Source organism: Sphingomonas pseudosanguinis (genome assembly GCF_052056765.1).
Lineage (GTDB): Bacteria > Pseudomonadota > Alphaproteobacteria > Sphingomonadales > Sphingomonadaceae > Sphingomonas > Sphingomonas pseudosanguinis.
Genome location: NZ_CP189888.1, coordinates 2887991 through 2910941 on the forward strand (window position 1 = coordinate 2887991; position 22951 = coordinate 2910941).

A 22951-nucleotide genomic window follows, 5' to 3' on the forward strand; every position below is an offset into this window, starting at 1 on the left:
ATATGGCGCGGCCGCCCGTTCCGGCCCTTTGCTGACACCCCCTCATCCTACGCGCACCCACCCCATATACCCTGTTCGGCGAAAGCCCCGCCGGCCCCCCGGCCGCCGCAAACGGCCGAGGGGAGCCGCACCGACCATGGTGCGGCTCCCCCGAACCGAGTTTGGATCATTTCTATCAGACGATCATGAACATCCCGCTATCCATCGCAACCTGCTCGGGCAGAAGCATCGTGAACGCCTCGTGCGGATCGATCCGGGCATTGTCCGCCGCCTGGAACGCGGCAAGCGGAACCTGCGCGAAATCGCCGGTATCCTCCGCGACTGCCGAGACGATCACCGCCTGTGCCGGAGCCGTCCCCTCGACCGCGACCTGAGGAACGGCGGTATCCGATCGCACGTCGTCCTGAGCGCCGAGCAGCAGCGCCAGATCGATCGCCGCCGCACCGTCGCCATGCGCGATCAGTTCATGATCCGCCCATTGCGGACGTCCCGGACGGATCACCGGCGCCGCCGGTTCGGGCAGGGCCATCGGCCCGTCCTCCTCGCGCGGCGCCCAGAGACTGTCGACGGGGACGGCCACCGACCGCCCCGCCAGCCCGAAGATGTTCGACGGAATCCATGCCATGACGGTGCCTCCGGCTCAGGCGAACAGGAAGTCGTCGGCGTTGAGCGAGGCGAGCGACACGCCCGACAGCACCAGCGAGTCGCCATTGTGCAGATCGATATGCACCCCGTCCGCCGCCTGGAAGGCCGAGGCCTTGACGTCGGCGAAGCTGGTGAAGCCCATGCCGCGCAACTCGATCACGTCGCTGGTCCCGGCGCCGCCGGTGAAGTCGGTGATCGTGTCGGCACCGCTGCCCTTGGTGAACACAAACGTATCGTTGCCCGTGCCGCCGGTCAGCGTGTCGTTGCCGGTCAGGCCCAGCAGGATGTCGTCGCCCGCACCGGCATTCAGCACGTCATTGCCGTTGCCGCCGATCAGCATGTCGTTCGCCCCCGAACTGCCGTTCAGGCTGGTGTAGAAGGTCTTGGTCATCGTCTCACCGACGCCCAGATTGCCGAAGCCGAAGGCCAGGGTGATCGCCTCGTCCGCCATCGTCCCGTTGCGGTCTACCGGATTGGCATAGGCCGAACCGGCATAGACGTCGTAATTGGCGAAACCATAGTTCGAGCTGCGCGCGGCGGCATCGAACGACAACAGGTTGACCGACACGCCCGACATCGGCCCCGTCGCCCGCGAGATCGCCAGTGCGTTGCCCGCCGTCGGGTTGGACAGCACGTCGTTATAGGTGGCGAACGACCCGCCCTTGTCGACGTCCTGATCGGGGTCGAAGCTGCGCAGGAAGCGCACATCGCTCAGGGTCGAGCTGCCGGTGTTCGTCACCGTGATCGTGGTCTTGTAATAGGTGGCGTTGGCGTCGAGCTCGATCACCTGCTTCACCGCCATGGTCCCGCCATTATAGCTGGCGGTGCCGGTGGTGGTGGTCGACAGGGTCGTGCCCACCGTCGTGTCGACAGTCGTGGTGGCGATGTCGTTGCGCCCGCTGCGCTGGTCCTGGATGAACGAGCGGCCGTTAAAGCCGAAGCCGATCGTGTCGACCGGCGAGCCCGGCAGGGTGAAATCGCCCGACTTGGGCGCCGCCCCCGCATTCCAGCCATCGGTGTCGACCACATACGAGATCCGGCGCGCGCCGTTGGTCGGGTGATAATTGGCCGGCGCGGCACTGGCGGTGCCGAGCGAGCCCGCGCTCGATACGCCGATCTCCATATAATTGCCCTGCAGGAACACGTCGTTGCCGACCGTGTCATGGTCGAGCACGCCGACCACGACCGCCACCGTCGCGGTCGAGGTCAGGCCGGCCCCGTCGGTCGCGGTATAGGTGAAGCTGTCATTGCCCGAATAGCCGGCCGCCGCCGTATAGCTGAGCGTGCCGTCGCTGTTGATCGACACCGTGCCGTGCGCGCCGTTGGTCACGCTCTGCACCGTGATCGCGTCGCCCTCCGGATCGGAGTCGTTGGCGAGCACCGCCACCGTCGCTGCAACGCCGGGCGATGCGAACAGCGTGTCGTCGGCGGCCTTGGGCGCGTCATTCTCGCCGGTGATCGTCACCATGGTCGTGGCGGTCGACACGCCGCCATGGCCGTCCGACACCGTATAGGTGAAGCTGTCGGTCGCGGTCTCGCCGGCCTTCAGATACTGGAAGGCGCTGCCCGCCGCATAGCTGACATTGCCGTCGACCAGCGCGACGGTGCCGATCGTCCCAGTCGCACCGACGCCGGTGATGGTCAGCGTGTCCTTGTCCGCATCGCTGTCATTGGCGGTCAGCGTCGCCGCCGTGACGACCGTCGCACCGTCCTCGCTGACCCGCAGCGTGTCGCCCACCGCGACCGGCGCGTCATTGGTGCCGGTGACGGTGATCGACAGAGTCTGGGTCGCGCTGGCCTTGTTCTCGTCGGTGACCGTGTAGGTCGCGGTGACGACGCGCGTCTCGCCCTCGCCCAGCGCCTGATAGGCCGCGTTGCCCGCGTCGAAGACATAGCTGCCATCGGCGTTCAGCGTCAGCCCCGCGACCGGCGCCGTCAGCGCGAAGCTCAGCTTGGCGCCATGATCGACGTCATAGTCGTTTGCTGCGACGCTGCCGCTGATCGTGGCATCCTCGGCCACCGCCGCGGTATCGGCGAGGGCGACGGGGGCGTCGTTCTGGCCGACCAGCGTATAGCTGCCCGTCGCGCTGGTCAGTCCGCCATGCCCGTCCGAGACCTGATAGGTGAAGGTGTCGGTCGCCGTCTCCCCCAGCGCCAGCGCCTGTGCCGCCGCCGAACCGGCAGGCGTGATGGTCAGCGTGCCGTCGGCCGCCATCACCACGGTCGCGCCCTGCGCGCTGGTGGTCGAGAAGGCGGGCACGGTCAGCACGTCGCCCGTGTCGACATCGGTCGCCTGGGTCAGCAGCAGGTTACGGCCATTGGGGTTGGCGAAGCTGCCATCCTCGGTGATGCCGGTCTGGATGATCTGCGCGGTGCCGATATACAGCGTCGCGCCGATCGCCCGCCCGCCGGTCGCATCATAGGAGCCGACGCGGAAGTCGATCGTGTAGTTGCCCGACTGGGCCAGCGTCAGCTCGACCGTCTGGACCCCGGTCGATCCGATGACGGGCACCTTATAGTCGAAGATGGTCTGGACGATCGCGCCCGTCGCCGCATCGCGGATATAGCCGGTGCCGATCGCCTGATCGCTGCCCGAGGACAGGACATAGACGAAGCGGATCGTGTCGCCCGCATTGCCCGAAAAGGCGGTGCTGGTGATGCTCGGCCCCTGCCCGGTGCCATAGCCGGTGGGGACGGTCGCGCTGTAGCGCAGCGCCGCGACATCCTTGTCCCCCGGGATGATGCTGGTGTTGCGCTGCACCGTCGCGGTCGAGGTCGACACCGAGCTGGTGCCCGAGGACGCCGTGCTGACGGTCCAGCCGTTCAGCGCGATCGGATCGCTGAAATCGCCATTGACCAGGCGGTTGGCGACGACCGTGGCGTTGCCGGGCAGTGCGACATTGCCGACGACCGGCGCGTCGTTGGTGCCGGTGACGGTGATCGCCAGGCTGGCATTGGCGACCGCGCCCGAGGCGTCGGTGACCGAATAGGTGCCGGTGACGACCCGCGTCGCGCCGGCGGCCAGGTTCTGATAGGCCGCGTTCGACGGATCGAAGACATAGCTGCCATCGGCGTTGATCGTCAGCCCGGCGACGGTGTTGGTCGCGGCATAGGTCAGCACCGCGCCGTGATCGACGTCGCTGTCATTGGCGCCGACATTGCCGGTCACCTTCGCGCTGTCCTCGACCGCGACCGCCGTGTCGGCGACCGCGACGGGGCCGTCGTTCCGCCCGGTGACCGTGATGGTCAGCGTCGCGGCGGCGGTGCCGCCCTGCCCGTCCGATACGCCATAGCCGGCGACGATCGTCTGCACCTCGCCCTCGGCCAGCGCCTGATAGGCGGCGTTGCCGGCGTCGAAGCTGTAGCTGCCATCGGCATTCAGGGTCAGACCCGCGACCGGCGCGTCGAGCGTATAGGTCAGGACGGTGCCATGATCCGGATCGCCGTCATTGGTCGCCAGTGAGCCGGTGACGATCTTGTCCTCGACCACGCTCACCGTGTCCGCGACGGCAGTCGGCGCGTCATTGGTGCCGGTGACGGCAATGCTGAGCGTCGACGTCGCGGTCGCGCCATGCTCGTCGGTGACGGTATAGGTCGCAACGACGGTCTGGACCTCGTCCTTGGCGAGCGCCTGATAGGCCGCGTTGCCGGCATCGAAGCTGTAGCTGCCGTCCGCATTGAGCGTCAGGCCCGCGACCGGTACGTTCAACGAGTACGCCAGCTTGGCACCACGATCGATGTCGCTGTCATTGGTTGCAACCGAGCCAGTCAGGATCGCGTCTTCGACAACAGAACCGGCGTCCACGACCGCAACCGGCGCAGCGTTCGTGCCGGTGATCGTCAGCGTCAGCGTCGACGTGGCAGTCGACCCATGTTCGTCGGTGACGGTATAGCTCGCAACGACGGTCTGCACTTCGCCCTTGGCCAGCGCTTGATAGGCCGCGTTACCAGCGTCGAAGCTGTAGCTGCCGTCCGCGTTCAGCGTCAGGCCCGCGACCGGTGCGTCGAGCGAGTACGCCAGCTTGGCACCACGATCGACGTCGCTATCGTTCGCCGCGACCGAACCCGTCAGGATCGCATCTTCGACAACCGAACCAGCATCCACGACCGCAACCGGCGCATCGTTCGTGCCGGTGATCGTCAGCGTCAGCGTCGACGTGGCGGTCGCGCCATGCTCATCGGTGACGGTGTAGCTCGCAACGACGGTCTGCACTTCGCCCTTGGCCAGCGCTTGATAGGCCGCGTTACCAGCGTCGAAGCTGTAGCTGCCGTCCGCGTTCAGCGTCAGGCCAGCGACCGGTGCGTTGAGCGAGTACGCCAGCTTCGCGCCATGATCGACGTCGCTGTCGTTAGTCGCGACCGAACCCGTCAGGACTGCATCTTCGACAACCGAACCGGCGTCCACGACCGCAATCGGCGCATCGTTCGTGCCGGTGATCGTCAGCGTCAGCGTCGAGACGGCCGTCGCGCCATGTTCATCAGTGACGGTGTAGCTTACGACGATGGTCTGGACTTCGTCCTTGGCCAGTGCCTGATACGCTGCGTTGCCAGCGTCGAAGCTGTAGCTGCCGTCGGCGTTGAGCGTAAGACCTGCGACCGGCGCGTTGAGCGTATACGCCAGCTTCGCACCATGATCGACGTCGCTGTCGTTCGTCGCGACCGAACCGGTCAGGATCGCGTCTTCGACAACCGAACCAGCATCCACGACCGCAACCGGCGCATCGTTCGTGCCGGTGATGGTCAACGTCAGCGTCGAGACGGCCGTCGCGCCATGTTCGTCGGCGACGGTGTAGTTCGCGACGATGGTCTGGACTTCATCTTTGGCCAGAGCCTGATACGCCGTATTGCCGGCGTCGAAGCTGTAGCTGCCGTCGGCGTTGAGCGTCAGCCCCGCGACCGGTGCGTTCAGCGAGTACGCCAGCTTCGCGCCGTGATCGACGTCGCTATCGTTCGCCGCGACCGAACCCGTCAGGACCGTATCTTCGACAACCGAACCGGCGTCCACGACCGCAACCGGCGCGTCGTTCGTGCCTGTGATGGTCAGCGTCAGTGTCGACGTGGCGGTCGCACCATATTCGTCGGTGACGGTGTAGGCCGCCACAACGGTCTGCACCTCGCCCTTGGCCAGCGCCTGATAGGCCGCGTTGCCGGGATCGAAGCCGTAGCTGCCATCGGCATTTAGCGTCAGGCCCGCGACCGGCGCGTTCAGGGCGTAGGTGAGCTGCGCGTAGTAATCGACGTCATGGTCGTTGCCCGCGACCGAGCCGGTGACGACCGCGCCGTCCTCGATCGCCGGATCGGCGACATCGGCGATGGCGACCGGGGCGTCGTTGGTGCCGATCAGGGTCACCGTCACCTGCTGGTCCACCTTGGCGCCATTCTGGTCGGTGACCGTGACGATATAGTGCTGGACCATCGTCTCACCCTCGGCGAGGTCCTGCAGGTCGGCATTGTCGACCGCGAAGGTCCAACGGACCTTGCCCGCACCGTCGCCCGTCGCCGTGTCGTCGATGACGGTCGCGAAATGGCCGCGATAATAATCCTCTTGCGCCGCGACGCTCACCTTATGCGTGTCAATCAGGTCCGCATCGGCGAAGGCGATGGTGCCGGCGATGGCGGTCGTCGCATCCTCGATGACCTCGCCGCTCGCCACGGCGGCGGTGACGGTCGGCGCGTCGTTGGTGCCGGTCAGCGTGACCGTCACGTCCTGGGTCGTCGTCGCACCGAACTTGTCGGTCAGGGTCAGCGTATAGACCTGGGTCGCGATCTGGCCGGCGGCGAGCCTCCGCACGCTGGCATTGTCGGCCGTGAAGCGCCAGTTGATGGTCCCTTGCGCATTCTGGTCGGCGGTATTCTCGACGACCTGGGCGCTCAGCGTGCCGAAGCCGCCCGCCGGCGCGAAGCCCGCCGGAACGCCGCCCGTGACGGCGACGCGCGCGGCACCGACGCTGACGCTGTGCGTGTCGGTCAGATCGATGTCGCTGAAGGTGATCGTGCCGTCGCTGGTCAGCGTCGCCGCCGCATCCTCGACCACCGCGCCCTGATAGCGGCCCGAGACGATCGCGGGGCCGTCATTCTGGCCGGTGATCGTCACCGTGACGGTCGCGGTCGACACGTCGCCGTCCGCATCGGTCACCGTATAGGTGAAGCTGTCGACCGCCTTCTCGCCCTGTGCGAGATACTGATAATAGGCCGCGTTGGGCGTGTAGACGACATTGGCGACCGGATTGGCGGGATCGGCATAATTCTGGGTCAGCGTCACCGTGCCATGCGCGGGATTGCCGACCGAGACCGAACGCACCTGATCGGGCACCGAGTCGTTGGCGAGCAGGTTGAACGCCAGCGATGCGTGATCCTCGTCGGTGGTGATCGCATCGGCGCGTGCGATCACGGCTTCGTCGCGCGGATCGAGCAGCAGGCCGTCGATCATGACCTCGAACTTCTCGACCCGGCTGACCGTCAGGTCGAAGGCGTCGAACTGGAACGTGCCATAATATTCGTTGGTGCCCAGCTTGGCGGACACGCGCGCGAGGACGCTGTTCGCCTCCTGGTTCAGAAAGGCGACATAGCGCGCGACATCGGCCTGGATGTCGCTGCGCAGCCATTCGTCGCGCGTGAAGACAAGCCGCAGCGTGTCGGTGTCGCTGCCGCCGTCATAGGAATCCTGCGGCGCGAACCATGACTTGGACGCCGGGCCATGATCGGCCAGCCGATAGACCAGCGTGTCGTTGCCCAGCCCGCCGAGCACGGTGTCCAGCCCCGCACCGCCATCGAGATAATCGTTGCCGATACCGCCATCGAGCAGGTCATTGCCCGCCCCGCCCAGCAGCGTGTCGTTGCCCTCGCCCCCGGACAGGGTGTCATTGCCCTCGCCACCGTCGAGCGTGTCGTTGCCACTGTCGCCATAGAGCGAGTCGTTGCCGGTGCCGCCCAGGATGCTGTCATTGCCGTCGCCGCCAAAGACGAGGTCGTTGCCCGCCCCCGCATCGACCTGGTCATTGCCCGCGCCGGCATGGATCACGTCGTTGCCGGCGCCGCCGGTGATCCGGTCATTGCCATTGCCGCCGCGCAGGACGTTCGAGGCGTCGTTGCCGGTGATCGTCTGGTTCGCGTTGCTGGTACCGTTGCCGATGCTGATGCCAAGGCCGAGATTGATGGTCACTGCGCGTCTCCCAAAGGGCGAGGCGTCCGGGTGTTTGGAAACGACAAGGGGTCACGCCCGACCGGTATCGGGCGCGTGCCAGCGATCAGTGCCGCACCCTGCGATGCGACCGCGTTCGTCAAAAGCTGTGATACCACCGCTTATCCCCCCGGATCAGCGGCGTTCCGTCCCCTTGGCGCGCCCGCGGCGCGCTCGTCCCTGTTCCCCCGGACCGCTCGACCGCCAATCGATCGAACCCTGCCGATGACGATCTTTTTAAGGTTCGTTCACCGAGCCGCAATTGGCCGGGCGTCCAATTTACTTGACTGACCGTTCAGCCGGCGCCGCTTTGTCCCTTTCGAAGACATTAACCACGCGTGCGCCGCGTTTCGCTGGCCGTCTTGCCGAACGCGCTGCGAAACGCTCGGGCAAAATGGGCCTCGCTGGAAAAGCCGAAGTGAAAAGCGATTTCGCCGATACGCCGCTTTTCGCTCGCGTCGAGCAGCGCGTCGCGCGCCGCCTCCAGCCGCCGTCGCCAGATATAGCGCACCACGCCGCCCTCCTCCTCGAACAAAGCATAAAGTTCGGAGCGTGAGATATTGAGGCGCGCGAACAGCCATTCGGGGCTCAGGTCGCTCGACCCCAGCCGCGCCTCGATCTGCCGCCGCGCCTGCTGCGCCAGCGCCGTGCGCCGGTCGGTGGCCGATGGCGGCCCCGAGGGCTGGCCGATCGCCAGCGTGACGAGCTGCATCAGCACATCCGCCAGCACGGACGCGGCGCTGGTCGGCATGGTCTCCAGCCGGGGCGCGATCGCGTTCAGATGGGCCGCCAGCAGCGCGCTGTCCTCCGCATCGAGCACCCGCCCGTGCAGCGCGCGCACATCGTCCACCCGCTCCGCCAGCATGACGCGCGGGACCGAGACGTTGATGACGTCGCGCTCGCCCTCGTCGACCATATAAAAGGGCTGCGCGAAATCGAGCAGCATGACCGTGCCGGGCGTGCTGAGAACCTTGCGCCGCCCCGCCTCGCCGCGCGACACGCCGCGACGCGCCAGCTGGACGCTGATGCCGTCATGCCGATCGCGCGCGATCTGCGCCGCCGTCCGCTCCGACCGCCGCGGCGACGCCACGAGTTCGATGATGTGGAACGGCCCGACGAAACAGGACCGCAGATCGGCGAAGACCGGCTGGCTCAGGAACGTGGTGGCCAGCGTGTTGTTGATGCCGCCCTGATACACCGCCTCGCGCCGCTCGGGCGGCACGGCATCGGTTTGCACCAGCGACTTGGTCAGGACGCCTTGGGTCATGGAAATGGGCCGCTACCTTCGAGGAATTCCTCGGGGCGCCAGCCTTCGATCGGACATAACGCACTCGCCGCGCACTGCCCAACCATGCGCGCCGCGAGCATCATCCCCTCAGCTCATTCACCCCGTTTATTAACACAGGCTGCTGCCATGGATCGATCCCGAAGCAAAGCCGGACGGTGAGACGGCGCAGCATCGTTTTGGCACGGCCGGCGTGGCCATGCGGTTTGCAGGTAGGAAAGCTGAGCGTTTGACTGTCGATTTGGAAGAGCCGCACTGACGCTCAGAGGCGCGATATGGCGGAGACGGAGGGATTCGAACCCTCGGTACGGTTTCCCGTACGACGCTTTAGCAAAGCGTTGGTTTCAGCCACTCACCCACGTCTCCGGCTGCGGCGAGGTGCGGCTATAGCGGGGCCGGCGGAGGCAATCAACCGGGTCTGCGCGCGATTTTTCATAGAAAATCGACTAGAGCCTGCCGTGTCATTCATTGCGCTGCAAGGCGGCGACTGGTTAACGTTGCGGCATCGGTTCGCCGGGGGAGTTGAAGTTCATGCGTTTCGTCTGTCTGGGCCTGTCGGTCCTCTGCGGTCTGTCGGTCGCGGGTGCGACCGCCTCGCCGTCCCTGGCGCAGGTTCGCACGATCGACCCCAATCAGGGAATCGACAGCGATCTGGCGACGCAGCCCTCGCGCCCCGCCCCGCGCCAGCAGGTGCCGGCCGACCCCGTGCCCTCCTATCCGCAATCGCAGACGCCGCAGGATAGCGCCCCCCCGCCCGTCACCACGACGCAGACACCCGAGAGCCGCGCGACGCAGACCAGCCAGGCCGCCGATACCTTCGAACGTGACGATCTGCTGGCCGCCGGCGAGGGCGTGTTCGGCAAGGGCGCCGAGGGCCTGGGCGGCATCATCGAGCGCATCCTGCGCGAACAGGGTCGCCCCAACGCCTATATCGCGGGGCGCGAGGCCTCGGGCGCGTTCGTCGTCGGACTGCGCTATGGCTCGGGCATCATGACGCATAAGGTCGAGGGGCAGATGCCCGTCTATTGGACCGGGCCGTCGCTGGGCTTCGACATCGGCGGCGATGCGAACAAGGTGTTCGTGCTGGTCTATAATCTCTATGACACCGAGGAGCTGTTTCACCGCTTCCCGGCGGCCGAGGGGCGGCTGTATTTCGTCGGCGGGTTCGCGGCGACCTATTTGCGGCGCGGCAATGTCGTGCTGATCCCGGTGCGGCTGGGCGTCGGTTGGCGTGCGGGCGTGAATGTGGGGTATATGAACTTCACGCATAAGGCGCGGTGGTTGCCGTTTTGAGGTTTCGAGGCTGAGGTTTTCCCTTGGCCTTCGACTTCGCTCAGGCTGAACGGAGGTTGGGATTGGAGCTGCGCTCAAACAGCCGTTCAGCCTGAGCGAAGTCGAAGGCCACGCGCCATCCTATCCCCGCACCAGCAACCGATAAGGCTCACTGACCGCGATCACCGGCACGTCCCACGGATGCGCGGCGAGCAGGGCATCCGCCAGCGCCTTCACATCCGCCTCCGCATCATAGATCGCGGTCAGAATAACGGTCGGCGACCAGCTCGCCTCGCCCACCGCGCCCAGCGTCGGCACAGCGCCCTCGCCCGGCCGGAACCCCTCATAGCCGATCGCGAGTTCCACCACCTCGCGATACCGGCCGAAATCGCCCAGCGGCGGCGTGCGCAGGATCGCCAGCAGCGGGGCGGCGGTGGCGTCGCGTTCCACCGCACCCGGATCGCCGGCGATCAGCGCCGCCAGCGTCGGGCGCGCGACCGGGCAATAGACCCGGATGTCGCGCACCCAGCGGCTGTCGCTCATCCGAAGTCGACCGCCTCGAAGCGGATCGGCTGACCGGTCGGCGCATCGGCGAGCTGGTCCTCCCACATCGCCACCTGCCCGCGTACGATCGTGCCGATCGGCTTGCCGGTCAGTTCCATGCCGGTGAAAGGCGACCAGCCGCACTTGGACTGGAGCCATTGATCCTCGATGGTCCAGCGCTTCTTGAGGTCGACGATGGTGAAGTCGGCGTCGTAACCCGCCGCGATCCGCCCCTTGCCGACGATGCCGAAGATGCGCTGCGCGCCGGCGCTGGTCAGCTCGATCACGCGCTGGAGCGACAGGCGGCCGTTCGCCGCATGGTCAAGCAACAGCGGCAGCAGCGTCTGCACGCCCGGCATCCCGCTGGGGCTGCCCGGATAGGGCTTGGCCTTTTCCTCCAGCGTGTGCGGCGCATGGTCCGAGCCGATCACGTCAGGCACCCCCTGGTTCAGCCAGTGCCACAGCCCGTCGCGATGCGCGCCCGAGCGGATCGGCGGGTTCATCTGCGCCAGCGTGCCCAGGCGCGGATAGGCTTCCTCCCCTGCCAGGGTCAGATGCTGCGGCGTGACTTCGCAGGTGGCGATGTCCTTATGCTGCGCAATATATTCCAGCTCGGCAGGCGTGGTGACGTGCAGGATATGGATACGGCGGTTCGCCGCGCGCGCCAGACGCAGGATGCGGCGGGTGGCGAGCAGCGCGCTCTCATCATCGCGCCAGACGGGGTGCGAGGACGGATCGCCCTCGATCCGCTCGCCCGCACGCGCGTTCATCCGGTCCTCGTCCTCGGCATGGATGGCGACGCGACGATGGCCCGAAGCAAGCACTTCGGCCAGCCGCGCATCCTCCGACACCAGCAGATCGCCAGTCGAGGCGCCCATGAAGATCTTCACCCCCGCCGTGCCGGGCATCCGCTCCAGTTCGGCGAGGTCGCGCGCATTATGGTTGGTCGCGCCGACGTAAAAGGCGTGGTCGCAATACATCGTCTGGGCGCGGGTCAGCTTGTCGGTGATCGCGTCGGCCGAATCGGTGTTCGGCTTGGTGTTGGGCATCTCGAAGACGGCGGTCACGCCGCCCATTACCGCCGCGCGGCTGCCCGAGGCGAGGTCTTCCTTGTGCATCAGGCCGGGCTCGCGGAAATGCACCTGGCTGTCGATGACGCCGGGCAGGATGTCGAGCCCGGTACAGTCGATCACCCGGCCCGCATCGCCTTTCGCGCCGATCTCGACGATCCGGCCACCCACCACGCCGACATCGGCACGAACCGGGCCGCCGGGGGTGTGAACGGTGCCGCCGGAGAGAAGCAGATCGAAGGTCATGGCAAACGGGCCTTTCGCATGGGGTCGCGCCCTCCTACCTTGCCGGCATGACCGATACCACCCCGACGACGCAGCCCGGCATCATGTCCGGCACGACCCTGGGCGCCACCACCCTGCCCGACCGCCGCCTGATCCGCGTCGCGGGCGAGGATGTGCGTGGCTTTCTGCAGGGTCTGGTGACGCAGGACGTGATCGGGCTGGCGCCGGACCATCCGCGCTGGGCCGGGCTGCTCACTCCGCAGGGCAAGGCGCTGTTCGACTTCATCCTGTGGGCGGACGGCGATGCGGTGCTGATCGATGCCGAGGCGACCCAGGCAGAGGGGCTGGCGCGGCGGCTGGCCATCTATCGCCTGCGCCGCGCGATCACGATCGATCCGGTCGCGGATTTGGCGGTGCATTGGAGTCGGACGGCGGAGGGACGGCCCGACGATCCGCGCCTGGCGGCGTTGGGCAAGCGCTGGCTGGCCCCGGCCGGAGAGGTGACGACCGATTGGACCGCGCATCGTCTGTCGCTGGGCGTGACCGAGGGCGTGAGCGAACTGGGGTCGGGCGAGACGCTGTGGCTGGAGTGCAATGCGCGCGAGCTGAACGGGGTCAGCTTCACCAAGGGCTGCTATGTCGGGCAGGAGAATACGGCGCGGATGCATCACCGCTCGAAGGTCAACCGGCGGCTCGTGGTGGCTCCGCTGGCCGAGGCGGGCGATCGGACACGCGCGCGCTATCCCGCGCTGGGGCTGATGGTCGAACATCGCCGGGTCGAGGCATTGGGCGATGCGCTGCGGCCGGCATGGCTGGAACAGGCGCTTCAGGCACCCGAGTCGGAATAAGCCGGGCCGGCCTTTCGATGCGCCGGCGCCTGGTCTGTCCGGGTCAGTTCACCAGCGCGGCGGCCTCAGGCTTGTCCATCGACAGGGCGGCGTCCAGTCGCTGCGCCGGATTACCCAGCATCTGCGCCACCTGCATGGCGATGGCGATCGCCGCGACCAGTCCGAACAGGCACAGCGCGCTGAACTGCAGCCGGCTGGAAATCGCCTGGCTGCGTTCGATCCGTCGGGCCGCATCGATCTCGATCGCAATCCGGTCGTTGGCGGGCTTGGGCAAAGGCTGGCGATCCGCGTCGCGGCGGCGATCGCCACCGCTTCCTTGTAAGGGCGCCTGTTGCAGACGCGGTTCGCGCAACAGGGCGTCGATGTCGATGGCATCCTGGGTGCGCACGCCGGAAAACCGTTCGCGCTGCCAGACGACGCGCCCGATCACCGTCTGCTGACCGCGTCGGATCTCGATATAGGCACCGGGGAAAAGCGCGGCATCGGAGGCGATCATCATCCCGCGCGACGAGATGTTGTGGATGCACACATCCCCCCATCCCGTGGCCGACTTCATCCGGCAGGCGATCAGCACTTGCCGCCGCGCTTCGCGCGCTTTGAAGTACTGCGTTGCAAGTGGCATCCGACTCTCCCTGTGCCCAAGCCTCATGCCCATATCGGACAAGCCGCCAATAAAAGATGAATCACGGGTGCGAGGTAGAGCCGCATAACATCGAGCGCATGCATGGGCTGCGATCGGGAGCCCGCCTCGACAGAAGGCGACCGCGATCTGGATGCCATTCCGTCAGGAGCAGGGGTCGAAGCGGCCGGATCAGCCGAAATATCGGTGATAGCGCCCTTGGCAGAGCCTGTGTAGCGGCCACGCCTTTCCGCCCGGAATTCGCACAAAAAAGGGAGGCCGGCTTTCGCCGACCTCCCTCTTTCTACAATCAGCCTTGGCTGAGCGTGGCTTACTGGCCAGCGCCCGGACCGTAGGTGATTTCGACGCGACGGTTCTGGACCTCGCGGACGCCGTCCGCGGTCTGAACGCGCAGCTTGTCGCGCTGCTCGCCGAACGCTTCGGTCGTGATCGAGCCATCCGGGATCGAACGCGACGTCATGTACGCCTTCACCGCGTCGGCACGACGCTGCGACAGACCCTGGTTGTAGCGCGGCGTACCCGAGGTATCGGTGAAGCCGGCAACCATCACGCGGGCATTGCCGCAGCTCTGGTACTGGGTGATCGCGTTGTCGAGGATCGACGCTGCTTCCGGGGTGATGTCCGACTTGTCCCACTCGAAGAAGACAATGAACGGACCCGGCGAGCAGACCACAGGCTCGGGAGCCGGCGGCGGGGGCGGGGGAGGAGGCGGCGGGGGCGGCGGGGGCGGGGGCGGCGGCGGCGGAGCTGCCGGTTCGCCGAAGTTGTACGCCACGCCACCCAGGATCGAGTGCGAACGGAAGCGGCCGTCGAACGTGTTGTTCGCGACGTCGACCAGCTTGACGTTCTCGGCGTTGAAGAAGCGATACTTCAGCGTCGCGTCGATGTGGTCGGTCAGCGGAGCACGGATGCCCGCCAGAGCCTGCCACGCGAACACGGTGTCCGAGTCGTTCAGGAAGTCCGCACGGTTGTTGAGGGCATAGTTCGCCTTGACGCGAGCCACACCGACACCGCCGCCGACGAAGCCCTGGATGCCGTCATCGGCACCGAAGTCGAGCAGGCCGTTCAGCATGAAGCTGAGCGCCGAGGTCGAGCCACCGGCATAGTCGTAGTTGCCGGCCGGAACGGTGCCAGCACCGATGCCGGTGTTGGTCAGCGTGGTCGAGCTGAAGCCGTCAACGGTAGCGCGGCGGTAGCCGACTTCGGTCTCCAGACGGAAACCACCGAAGTCATAACCCATCACGGCGTCGACGTCGTAGCCATAGTCGTGATCGACGCTGGCAACGCCAGTGCGGTTGGTGCCGACGACATCATAATCGATGTCTTCGACGATCATCCCGCCGCCTTCGATGCCGACGTACCACGACTTGTCGCGGGCGAGGGCAGGCGAAGCCAGAGCGGTGGAGGCGAGTGCCAGAACAATGGCAATCTTCCGCATCATAGTCCCCTTTCTTGGTTGTCACTACGGACAGCGCAAACCCACTATCGGAGCGTTGGTTTCCACGCAAGGAAACAAAAGCCCGCCAGTGTTGCATTAAGAGCACAGATTTCGGCCTACCCCGACGCCAGCAAACCATGCGCCTGCAGCGCCCCTATCACCGCCTTGAGCGCCAAACGCGCTTCGGAATCAATGACTTGACCGCCGCCACCGATCGCCACGGCGGGTTGTTGCGCGCCAACAACTTTTTTTCCGTCGATATGAATAGCTAGGGCCGGAACCAAACCCCGTCGCCACCCATCGCCGTCCCAGTGGCAGCGATAGCGATCCGCCCGGCTCCACACGCTCAGCCCGGCATGCGGCGACAGGAACCGCCACCCGCCATCGGTCCATGCGGCGAGCGTCCGTGCCTGCCCGCCCCACGCCCCCATCGGATCGTCCCCGACGATCCAGCATTGCCCCGGCGTCGGGTCGGCGGGGGGCGCGTTCACCCCCACCGCCTCGACACAAGGGTTCGACAACAGGTCGAGCAGCATCAGCGCCTCGTTATGAGTCAATTCCTTTTGCGCCTGTCCGGCCGCCAGGAACGGCAGCCGCCAGCGCGGCGTCGCATCGGTCATTCCATCTCTCCCCCAATGATCCCGACCAGCGGCGGCGATTCCGCCCAGGTGCCGATCTGTCGCACCGTCACGCGGGTCCCGTCGGGTGCCGCGCCGGTCCAGCCGGGCACCGACACTTCTTCTTCCCGCGCGCCGATGGTCAGCCGGTAGCGTTCCGCCTCCTCGCCCAGCGGCGTGTCGACCCGGTCAATCCAGCGCCAGCCGATCCGGCTGCGCCGGGTCCAGCCGATGGTGACCCGGCCATCCGTGCCGCGCACGCAACGCCAGTGCACCGGTGCCGGCGGTCGCACCGACTGGCCGGTCACCGCCGCGAGCGTCTGCACCCCGTCGATCCCGTCGCCCACGCCATGTGCCAGGACGCGCACTGTCCGGCCGACCATGGTCGGGGGCAGGTCGACCAATCGCATGCTGACCGCGTCGATCAGGACGAAGGGGTCGCCCGGTTTCGCGCCACCGATCATCGCCTCGGTCCCGCGCAGGCCGCGCCGCAATCGGGTGAGCCGCCAATGGCCGTCCCCCAAGGGCTCGGCGCGCCCGAACTGGAGCAGCTCGCCGCCCAGCCACGCCAGATTGCCGCCCGCGTCGATCGCCGCCGCATCCGCATCGGCGAGATCCCCGGCCAGCGCCACGACCAAGGCCCCGCGCCGATCGAGCAGCGCGGCACCCCCGCCGGGGACAGCCGACACCAGGCGACCGATCAGGCCGGGCATCGCCGTCCCGGCCAGGGCGATCCAGCTCGCGCCGTCATCCAGGCTGTAGGACAGGCCGGCCTGTCGCCATCCCGGACCACCGGCCGCGACGACGGACAGGCGGGGACCGGCCAGCGGCTGATCGTCGAGCGGGGGCAGCTCGAAGGCGATCAGACGGGTCGCGCCGACCGTCCGGTCGTCGTCGCGCGCGATCCGGCCGGGCGAAGCGGGCTGGATCGGCCCGGCATGGCCGATGGGCACGCAGGTCAGCCGCACCGCCATCGCTTCCCAGGCGGCCTCGATCACGCGCCAGCGCCCCGGCTCGCCGTCGATCGCGACGACAGTGCCCGGTGCGATGGCCAGCGCGTCCGGCCCCAGCGTCACGGTGCGCCGCACCCGCTCGGCCGCCAGCCGCGCCAGCCCGTCCTGTGCCATCGTCCGCGCGGTCGTCGCATCGAGCGCCGCCGCCAGATCACGCCGCTCGTCGCGCACACCACCGGGCCGCGACGCGCGCTGCATCCCGATCTGGTAATCACGGGCCGGGTCGTAATGGGCGATCGTCACGCTGGCGGGCAGGCTGGCATCGGCCACGATCGCCCGCTGGCCGCGACGGCCGGCTCCTTGCGCAGCCATCCCCTCGTCCCTGATCATGCGCGCGGCCGCCTCACCCGGCGGCACCGACAGGCGAAGGCCATCGCCCTCGGCCACCCATTGCCCACCACTCATATCGGCCAGCATCGCCAGGACCGCGCGCGCACTGCCCCCGCTCGCCGCAAAGCCCGCGACCATGGTCCCGCCATCGCCCGGCCGCACGCTGGACGACAGGCTCTGTGCGATGGCCTCGCACGACAGGGGGCCGGCATCGGCCTCCACCTCGAAGGTCAGTTGCGGGATGCGATTGCCGAATTCGGCCAGCGCCAGCCCCTCGAACACCGCATAGGCGATGCCCCGAAAGGCCGAGGCGCGCGGCCCCTCGACCGAGGCGATCAGCGGATCGACCGCCTGATCCTCGGTGCCCGGATGCAGGCGGAACCCCGTCGCCACCTTGAAGTCGCCCGCCGCGCCGCGCAGCAGCCGGCCATCGGCCCAGATCCGCCCCACCCGCAGGATCGCCCGCCCCGACAAGGCGACCGCGAAATTGGCCGAATAGCTATAGCTTTCGGTGCCCGGCCGCCCCTTGCCCCCGCCGGTCGTCCCCCGCGCCTCGATCAGATCGGTCGCCCAGATCACCGGCCCGGCGACGCGCATCGTGCCGAAGATCGCGGGCATCTGCGTGCCATAGGTGGAAGTCTGCACCGACAGCTCGGCCAGGCGCGGGCCTTGCCGGCGGGGCGTGCCCAGCACCGCATGATCGACCCGGTTGCCGATCAACGCCCCGATCGCGCCGCCCACCGGGCCTAGCAGCGCACGGCCCACCGTCCCCAAGACCAAGGTCGCCATCACCCCTCCCCCTTCCAATATCCCAGCACCGGCCAGGGCGGCGCGCCCGGCCGCCAGACGACACGGCGCAGCCCCGCATCGGCATGGACGATCCCATCGCTCACCCGGATCGCCAGATGCAGCTGCTCCGGCCCGGCGCGCAGCAACAGCACCGCGCCCGGCGCATCCCCGCCGCGCGCGAACGCCGCGTCGAGCAGCGCCGCCACCCGCCGCGCATCCCCGCTGCGCCAGCCATAGCCGGTCGGCGCGCCCCGCCCCGTCGCCGCCGCGACCAGCCCGACACAGTCCAGCCCGTGCGCGGGGTCGCGCCCGTGCAGCCGGAACCGCGTGCCGACCAGCGCCCGCGCCGCCGCCTCCACCGCACTCATGCGCCGGGATAGCGAGTGAGCAGGTCGATGCCAGGCAGGAACGGCTCGCCCCGGAAATTCACGACATTGCCGAAGCGCGACAGGCAGGTGTGCAGACGCTTGTCGCAGCCCTCGACCAATTCGATCAGCGGCTGCCCCTCGATCGCGAAGGACGGCGCGGCGGACAGCCAGACCTCCTTGCCTTCCGACCGCGCGATCACCGTCTCCAGCCCGGCATTGGCCCCGCCGAACCAGACCAGGCGGCCCTGACCATAGGCATTGGCGCTCGGCTCTGCGGTATCGAGGGTCAGCATCACCGCGTCGTCCCACCCCGTCACGCGCGCGAACCGCCGTCGCCCCGCCATCGCCACGCGGCAACGCCGGTCGCCCAGCGTTGCGCGGCAATCGGGCGAAGTCTCCTCCGCCACCGGCCGGTCGAGCGACGCGCCGATCCCGCGCAGCTCGGCACTGAAGCCGCCCTCGCCCAGCTGCACCGCGCCGATCGTACCTTCGCCCAGCGGCACCGACGCCGTTCTGTCCGCCCAGTCGACCGCGAACGCCGACACCCGCGCGCCGTCCCAGCGCCCGCCGAGCAGGTCATGCTCACCGATCGCCTCGCTCGTCAGCGCGCCCGAGGCCTCCATCAGATCGGCGTCGAGGCCATCGCCGCGCAGAATCGCGCTGGGCGTCAGGCCGGGTGCGGCGCGATAGTGGAGGCCGTCGATCCACAGATCATGGTCATGCCCGGTCAGCCCGATCGTCACCCCGTCGCGCCGGTCGATCCGCCAGCATAACACCCAGCCGGTCAGCGTGTCGCCGCTCATGCCTCGCGCACCTCAACCAGCGGCACGGACGCGGCGGCCCCCGCCTGGAACCCCGCCAGCGTCACGCTCAGCCGGTCCTCGGCGAAGCGGACGGGCACGTCGAAGGTGAAGCTGGCGGTGATGCCGGCACCATCGGCGGGCGCGGGATCGAGCAGCAGCCAGCCACCGGGTTCGACGACGAAGCCGGTCACGCTCCGCCCCGCCACCGTGACCGAGACGCTGCCCGCCACCGGCCGGGTGATCCGCCGGGCCTGATCGCCATAATGGCGGACCAGCGCGAAGCGGCGGGTGGTGCCGTCGCCAGTGCCGATCGCCTCGTCGGTGCCGATGCTGTCGAACGGATCGCGCAGCCGGAACCCGCGCGCCGGCCCCAGCCGTGCGCGAAAGAAGGACAGCAATGCCGCGATGTCCGCCGCCGAACGGATGCCGGGGCCGACATCATAGGTCGTGCGTGCCTCCGCCCAGGCAGCATTGCGCGCCTCGCGCCCGCCCGCGCCGGTCAGGATCGCGGTGGAGAAACCGGGCGTCACCTCCGCCTCGCGCCCCAGCGCCAGCGGGAACAGCACATCGTCGAAAGCCTGCACCGCGTCCTCTCCCCCATCCCAACAGACGAACCCGTCGCGCATCACCTGCGGCATCGCCCACAGGAAGGTCGCGGCGACGCCCCGCGCACGCGCGACCCGCGCGGCATCGGCGATCCAGCGCCATTGCCCGCGCTGGTCGCCGCGCAGCACGAAGCCCGAAAAATAATGTTGCCGCTCGGGCGGATAGCCCAGCCGCGCCTCGGCCAGCGCGATGCCCTTGCGGGTCGAGGCGGTGTCGCCCGCCGTCACCCAGTCATAATCCTCCAGTTGCAGCACATCGAAGGCCGGACTGGCCCAGCCGACCGGCATGTTGGCGCGTTTGGCCTCGGGCGCATGAGGGTCGAGCACGGTCGGCAGATAGGTCAGCAGATGCGTGACGCAGCCCGGTGCCGCCGCCCGCGCCGCCGCGCACAAGGCCGCCGTCGAGGCCGCGAGACACGCCCCCGCCCGGTCGAGCGTGTCGCGCTGCGCCTGGCTTTTCGCGCCCGCGATGCTCGCCATCGGCACCGGCGCGAACGCCGCCACCGCCGCCGCGTCATAGAGGCACGGCGCGCCGTCCGATGGGCGCACCCACCACCATGGCTCGCCGACCTGGAATGTCGGGGCCAAGCCCGTGGCCTGTCCGATCGCCAGAAACGCGCGCGCCACCGCCTGCAGATAGGCCATCGCGCCGCCATGCGCGGGACTGAGCAGCGTCGAGGGCGGCTCCCAGCCGGTCAATGCCGGCGCGCCGTCCGCCGAGCGCTGTTTCCAGTCACCCCAGCAATGCGCGTCGAACAGCTCGTAGGACAGCGACCAGATCAGATCGTAGCCCAACGCCTTCGCCTCGCCCGCGAAGGCGCGATGCCAAACCGCACAGGCGACGTTCAGCACCCCGCCGTTCAGGCTGGCGTACAGCCCCTCGCCACTGCGCTCGAGCCGGAAATAATGGCTCATCCCGACATAATGGACGATGGCGTCACGGTAGCCGAGATGCAGCATGTTGCGCAGCAGACGCTGCGGCGTCAGGTGATAGCTGTCGTCATAGCCGCTGGCGATCCGGAACCCCTGTTCGGGCAACACCGCCGCGCCGATCCCGATCACTGCGCCGGGACCGTCGCAGGCGATGCCGGTCAGTTCGACCCAACCCTCCTGCGGCTGCGTCAGGAAACCCGCACCCGCGTCATAATCGGGCGCGACCAGCGAGACGAACATCCGGTCGACATTGCCCGCCCAGACGGGATCGCGATCCTCGGGAAAGCGGAACCCGCCGGCCAGGTCGGCGAAGTCGATCGCGACCTCGGCATCCTCCGGCGTACCGCTCGCATAGTTCCACAACCGAACATACCATGCCCGGGCCTTGCCGCTCTCGTCCCGTCCCTCGATGGTCAGCGTCGGGCCGTGCCGCGCATCGAGCGGCTTGATCCCGCCCGAGCGCCAGCGGAACCGCAACCGACAGTCCCGATAGTCGCGCGCCGTGTCGTAGCGCAGCAGAACATGGTCGTGCCGGTCGGCGGACTCCCAGATCAGCCCCGCCAGATCGTCGGTGCGATAGAAGACCGTATCGACGCGCAAGGCGTCAGGCGCGGTCGCGACGACGGACGCCATCATCGGGCGCGGGAAATCGACCGTCCAGTATCGCGGATCGAAGCGCGACAACACGTCGCTCCGCTGGTCGCAACGCTGCTCGTGCAGACACCATGGCATGGGTTCGTCTCCCAAACTGCGAGGCTGCCGCCCCTCCACCACCGCTTCGCGGCGGTCCCCCTCCCCAAGCCGAGCTTGGGGAGGAATGGGTCCTTCAAATCCCCCCCATCTCTGATGGGGAGGGGGACCGCGTCCGCAGGACGTGGTGGAGGGGCAAGGCCCCCCGCGCCCTCAATCCTCGGCCAGCGCCGCACGCACCGCGCGTGCGACCTGGCGGCTGGAGCGTTGCAGCACGCCGCCCGCCTCGCCCGCCCCGGCATTGATCGTGATCGCCACCCGCACCTCGCGCGGAGCCCCCCCGGCGCGCAGCGTCTCGACCCGCCCGCTGCTGGTCGGCACGAAGACCTCCGGCCCACGCTCGCCGACCAGATAGGGACGATCGGGCGATACCGGTCCCCCGGTTGCGCGACCGGGCAGGCCCGATACCAGCCTGCCGAGCAACCCGGCAAACCCCGATCCGCCGCCGACCGCCCCGACGCCCTGCCGCAGCGCGGCCCGCGCGATCTGATCGAGCACCGACAAAGCGGTCGCCTTCAGTTCCTCGAAACCGAACTTGCCGGTCCGCGCCGCGCGCAGCAGCGCGCCCTCGACCGAACGTGCGCCCAGTTCGGCGGCATCGCCCAGCCCGCGCGACAATTCGGCGCGCATTGCCGCCATGTCGGCGGTGAAGCCGCGCATATCGATACGCGGCGCGACATCCTGCTCATCCATCCGGATACATCTCCCGCAACCGGGCGAGCGTGGCGGACGAAGGCGGTTCGCTGCCGCCGTCTCCACCCGTCATCGCCGTCACGATTCCCCGAAGTTCGGCGGGGGTGGCACGCCAGAAGCGGTCGGGCGACCAGCCCAGCATCGCCCCCGCCATCCCCGCCAGCCGCCCCGCTTCCTCGGCGAAGGTCATTGGCCGCCCAGTATCTGGCGCAGCAATTGGCGCAGCACGGGCGCCAGCGCCGCCAGCCCCAATTCGACCAGCGCCTCGCCCAGCTGCTCGCGGCTCAGCCCCTCCGGCACCTCGCGCAGGCAGTGCCAGATCAGCGCCGCCGCTTCGGCCAGCGAGAGTTTGCCCTCGCCCGCCCGCTCGACCAGTTCGAACAACGGCCCCAGTTCGCCCTCCGCCGCGACCAGCGCCTGGAAGCTCGGCCGCACGACCAGTTCGGCACCCCCGACCCGCAAGGCCGCCTCGCCGCGCACCGGATTCGCGCTCATGCCGACACCACCGCGCCGGAGCTTTCCAGCGCCAGCGTATAGGTCCGCTCGCCGCCGAAATCGCCGCTATAATCCAGCCGCGTGACCAGGAACCGCCCGGTCATCGACCCACCGCTCTCGAAGCTCAGCCGATAGGTCTCGATCGTGCCCGCCAGCGCATGGCCGCGCATCCGCGCCTCGGCCGCCGATCCGGTGAAGACGCCCGCGCCGGCCACGCTGACATGCCGCACACCCGCGCCCGACAAGAGTTCGCGCCAGCCGCCCGAATCCTTGTTGGTCACCACCACCGTCTCACCATTGATCGACAGCTGCGTGGTGCGCAGCCCCGCCATCGTCGCGAAGGCGGGCGGCTCGGCCCCGTCGCCGACCTTGAGCAGAAAGGCGCTTCCCTTTTCGATTGCCATGTTTG

At 68.3% G+C, this 22951-nt stretch carries 18 protein-coding genes and 1 tRNA gene; 2 read left to right on the plus strand and 17 right to left on the minus strand.

The annotated features are described in order from the left end of the window. Positions 1-175: 175 nt before the first annotated feature. The 4 genes from ACQHGV_RS13080 to ACQHGV_RS13095 form a co-directional block, all read right to left on the minus strand. The gene (locus tag ACQHGV_RS13080) at positions 176-625 is read right to left on the minus strand and encodes a hypothetical protein (RefSeq protein WP_440978510.1); all 450 of its coding nucleotides are present in this window, start codon (positions 623-625) and stop codon (positions 176-178) included. 15 nt (positions 626-640) lie between these two features. Continuing rightward, on the minus strand, positions 641-7807 hold the full coding sequence (locus ACQHGV_RS13085) for an Ig-like domain-containing protein (protein WP_440978511.1): 7167 nt from the start codon (positions 7805-7807) through the stop codon (positions 641-643). A 346-nt stretch (positions 7808-8153) separates the two neighbouring features. Beyond that, positions 8154-9092 carry a helix-turn-helix domain-containing protein gene (locus ACQHGV_RS13090; protein WP_440978512.1) on the minus strand — a complete coding sequence of 313 codons (939 nt, stop codon included), beginning with the start codon at positions 9090-9092 and terminating at the stop codon, positions 8154-8156. A gap of 294 nt (positions 9093-9386) precedes the next feature. Further along, positions 9387-9476: transfer RNA gene (locus ACQHGV_RS13095), tRNA-Ser, on the minus strand. A 165-nt stretch (positions 9477-9641) separates the two neighbouring features. On the opposite strand from ACQHGV_RS13095, the gene ACQHGV_RS13100 reads away from it, so the two are divergent. Next, the gene (locus ACQHGV_RS13100; protein WP_440978513.1) at positions 9642-10403 is read left to right on the plus strand and encodes a DUF1134 domain-containing protein; all 762 of its coding nucleotides are present in this window, start codon (positions 9642-9644) and stop codon (positions 10401-10403) included. A gap of 120 nt (positions 10404-10523) precedes the next feature. On the opposite strand, the gene ACQHGV_RS13105 is transcribed toward ACQHGV_RS13100, so the two are convergent. Next, complete coding sequence (locus ACQHGV_RS13105) at positions 10524-10925, minus strand: hypothetical protein (protein ID WP_440978514.1); 402 nt, start codon at positions 10923-10925, stop codon at positions 10524-10526. Continuing rightward, on the minus strand, positions 10922-12241 hold the full coding sequence (locus ACQHGV_RS13110; protein WP_440978515.1) for a dihydroorotase: 1320 nt from the start codon (positions 12239-12241) through the stop codon (positions 10922-10924). The genes ACQHGV_RS13105 and ACQHGV_RS13110 overlap by 4 nt, the downstream gene beginning before the upstream one ends. 47 nt (positions 12242-12288) lie before the next feature. On the opposite strand from ACQHGV_RS13110, the gene ygfZ reads away from it, so the two are divergent. Continuing rightward, entirely contained in the window at positions 12289-13068 is a 780-nt protein-coding gene (gene ygfZ / locus ACQHGV_RS13115; protein ID WP_440978516.1) for a CAF17-like 4Fe-4S cluster assembly/insertion protein YgfZ, read from the plus strand. 43 nt (positions 13069-13111) lie between these two features. Here the strand turns inward: ygfZ and ACQHGV_RS13120 are convergent, their stop codons facing one another. From ACQHGV_RS13120 to ACQHGV_RS13170, 11 genes are all read right to left on the minus strand, one after another. Beyond that, on the minus strand, positions 13112-13690 hold the full coding sequence (locus tag ACQHGV_RS13120; protein WP_440978517.1) for a PilZ domain-containing protein: 579 nt from the start codon (positions 13688-13690) through the stop codon (positions 13112-13114). 328 nt (positions 13691-14018) lie between these two features. Further along, positions 14019-15146: an OmpA family protein gene (locus ACQHGV_RS13125; protein WP_440980211.1), complete on the minus strand. Its 1128-nt coding sequence runs from the start codon at positions 15144-15146 to the stop codon at positions 14019-14021. A gap of 116 nt (positions 15147-15262) precedes the next feature. Continuing rightward, positions 15263-15766, minus strand: a complete 504-nt coding sequence (locus ACQHGV_RS13130; protein ID WP_440978518.1) for a DUF2793 domain-containing protein — start codon at positions 15764-15766, stop codon at positions 15263-15265. Then, the gene (locus ACQHGV_RS13135; protein ID WP_440978519.1) at positions 15763-17895 is read right to left on the minus strand and encodes a phage tail protein; all 2133 of its coding nucleotides are present in this window, start codon (positions 17893-17895) and stop codon (positions 15763-15765) included. Before ACQHGV_RS13135 ends, ACQHGV_RS13130 begins: the two co-directional genes overlap by 4 nt. Further along, positions 17895-18263, minus strand: coding sequence for a peptidoglycan endopeptidase (locus tag ACQHGV_RS13140; RefSeq protein WP_440978520.1), 369 nt, complete (start codon positions 18261-18263; stop codon positions 17895-17897). The genes ACQHGV_RS13135 and ACQHGV_RS13140 overlap by 1 nt, the downstream gene beginning before the upstream one ends. Further along, positions 18260-19066, minus strand: coding sequence for a DUF2163 domain-containing protein (locus ACQHGV_RS13145; protein ID WP_440978521.1), 807 nt, complete (start codon positions 19064-19066; stop codon positions 18260-18262). The genes ACQHGV_RS13140 and ACQHGV_RS13145 overlap by 4 nt, the downstream gene beginning before the upstream one ends. Beyond that, positions 19063-21336 carry a DUF2460 domain-containing protein gene (locus ACQHGV_RS13150; protein ID WP_440978522.1) on the minus strand — a complete coding sequence of 758 codons (2274 nt, stop codon included), beginning with the start codon at positions 21334-21336 and terminating at the stop codon, positions 19063-19065. The genes ACQHGV_RS13145 and ACQHGV_RS13150 overlap by 4 nt, the downstream gene beginning before the upstream one ends. Before the next feature lie 171 nt (positions 21337-21507). Continuing rightward, a complete protein-coding gene (locus tag ACQHGV_RS13155; RefSeq protein ID WP_440978523.1) occupies positions 21508-22047 on the minus strand; it encodes a tail tape measure protein in 540 nt (179 codons plus the stop codon). After that, entirely contained in the window at positions 22040-22237 is a 198-nt protein-coding gene (locus ACQHGV_RS13160; protein ID WP_183950174.1) for a phage tail assembly chaperone, read from the minus strand. The genes ACQHGV_RS13155 and ACQHGV_RS13160 overlap by 8 nt, the downstream gene beginning before the upstream one ends. Further along, positions 22234-22542, minus strand: a complete 309-nt coding sequence (locus ACQHGV_RS13165) for a gene transfer agent family protein (RefSeq protein ID WP_440978524.1) — start codon at positions 22540-22542, stop codon at positions 22234-22236. The genes ACQHGV_RS13160 and ACQHGV_RS13165 overlap by 4 nt, the downstream gene beginning before the upstream one ends. Then, positions 22539-22946 (minus strand): phage major tail protein, TP901-1 family, encoded by a 408-nt coding sequence (locus ACQHGV_RS13170; protein WP_440978525.1) that lies wholly within the window; start codon positions 22944-22946, stop codon positions 22539-22541. Before ACQHGV_RS13170 ends, ACQHGV_RS13165 begins: the two co-directional genes overlap by 4 nt. Positions 22947-22951 lie beyond the last annotated feature (5 nt).

Coding starts and splice junctions, on each gene's coding strand:
- ACQHGV_RS13080 (WP_440978510.1), bottom strand. CDS start 625: ATGGCATGGATTCCGTCGAACATCTTCGGGCTGGCGGGGCGGTCGGTG.
- ACQHGV_RS13090 (WP_440978512.1), bottom strand. CDS start 9,092: ATGACCCAAGGCGTCCTGACCAAGTCGCTGGTGCAAACCGATGCCGTG.
- ACQHGV_RS13100 (WP_440978513.1), top strand. CDS start 9,642: ATGCGTTTCGTCTGTCTGGGCCTGTCGGTCCTCTGCGGTCTGTCGGTC.
- ACQHGV_RS13105 (WP_440978514.1), bottom strand. CDS start 10,925: ATGAGCGACAGCCGCTGGGTGCGCGACATCCGGGTCTATTGCCCGGTC.
- ACQHGV_RS13110 (WP_440978515.1), bottom strand. CDS start 12,241: ATGACCTTCGATCTGCTTCTCTCCGGCGGCACCGTTCACACCCCCGGC.
- ygfZ (WP_440978516.1), top strand. CDS start 12,289: ATGACCGATACCACCCCGACGACGCAGCCCGGCATCATGTCCGGCACG.
- ACQHGV_RS13120 (WP_440978517.1), bottom strand. CDS start 13,690: ATGCCACTTGCAACGCAGTACTTCAAAGCGCGCGAAGCGCGGCGGCAA.
- ACQHGV_RS13125 (WP_440980211.1), bottom strand. CDS start 15,146: ATGCGGAAGATTGCCATTGTTCTGGCACTCGCCTCCACCGCTCTGGCT.
- ACQHGV_RS13130 (WP_440978518.1), bottom strand. CDS start 15,766: ATGACCGATGCGACGCCGCGCTGGCGGCTGCCGTTCCTGGCGGCCGGA.
- ACQHGV_RS13135 (WP_440978519.1), bottom strand. CDS start 17,895: ATGGCGACCTTGGTCTTGGGGACGGTGGGCCGTGCGCTGCTAGGCCCG.
- ACQHGV_RS13140 (WP_440978520.1), bottom strand. CDS start 18,263: ATGAGTGCGGTGGAGGCGGCGGCGCGGGCGCTGGTCGGCACGCGGTTC.
- ACQHGV_RS13145 (WP_440978521.1), bottom strand. CDS start 19,066: ATGAGCGGCGACACGCTGACCGGCTGGGTGTTATGCTGGCGGATCGAC.
- ACQHGV_RS13150 (WP_440978522.1), bottom strand. CDS start 21,336: ATGCCATGGTGTCTGCACGAGCAGCGTTGCGACCAGCGGAGCGACGTG.
- ACQHGV_RS13155 (WP_440978523.1), bottom strand. CDS start 22,047: ATGGATGAGCAGGATGTCGCGCCGCGTATCGATATGCGCGGCTTCACC.
- ACQHGV_RS13160 (WP_183950174.1), bottom strand. CDS start 22,237: ATGACCTTCGCCGAGGAAGCGGGGCGGCTGGCGGGGATGGCGGGGGCG.
- ACQHGV_RS13165 (WP_440978524.1), bottom strand. CDS start 22,542: ATGAGCGCGAATCCGGTGCGCGGCGAGGCGGCCTTGCGGGTCGGGGGT.
- ACQHGV_RS13170 (WP_440978525.1), bottom strand. CDS start 22,946: ATGGCAATCGAAAAGGGAAGCGCCTTTCTGCTCAAGGTCGGCGACGGG.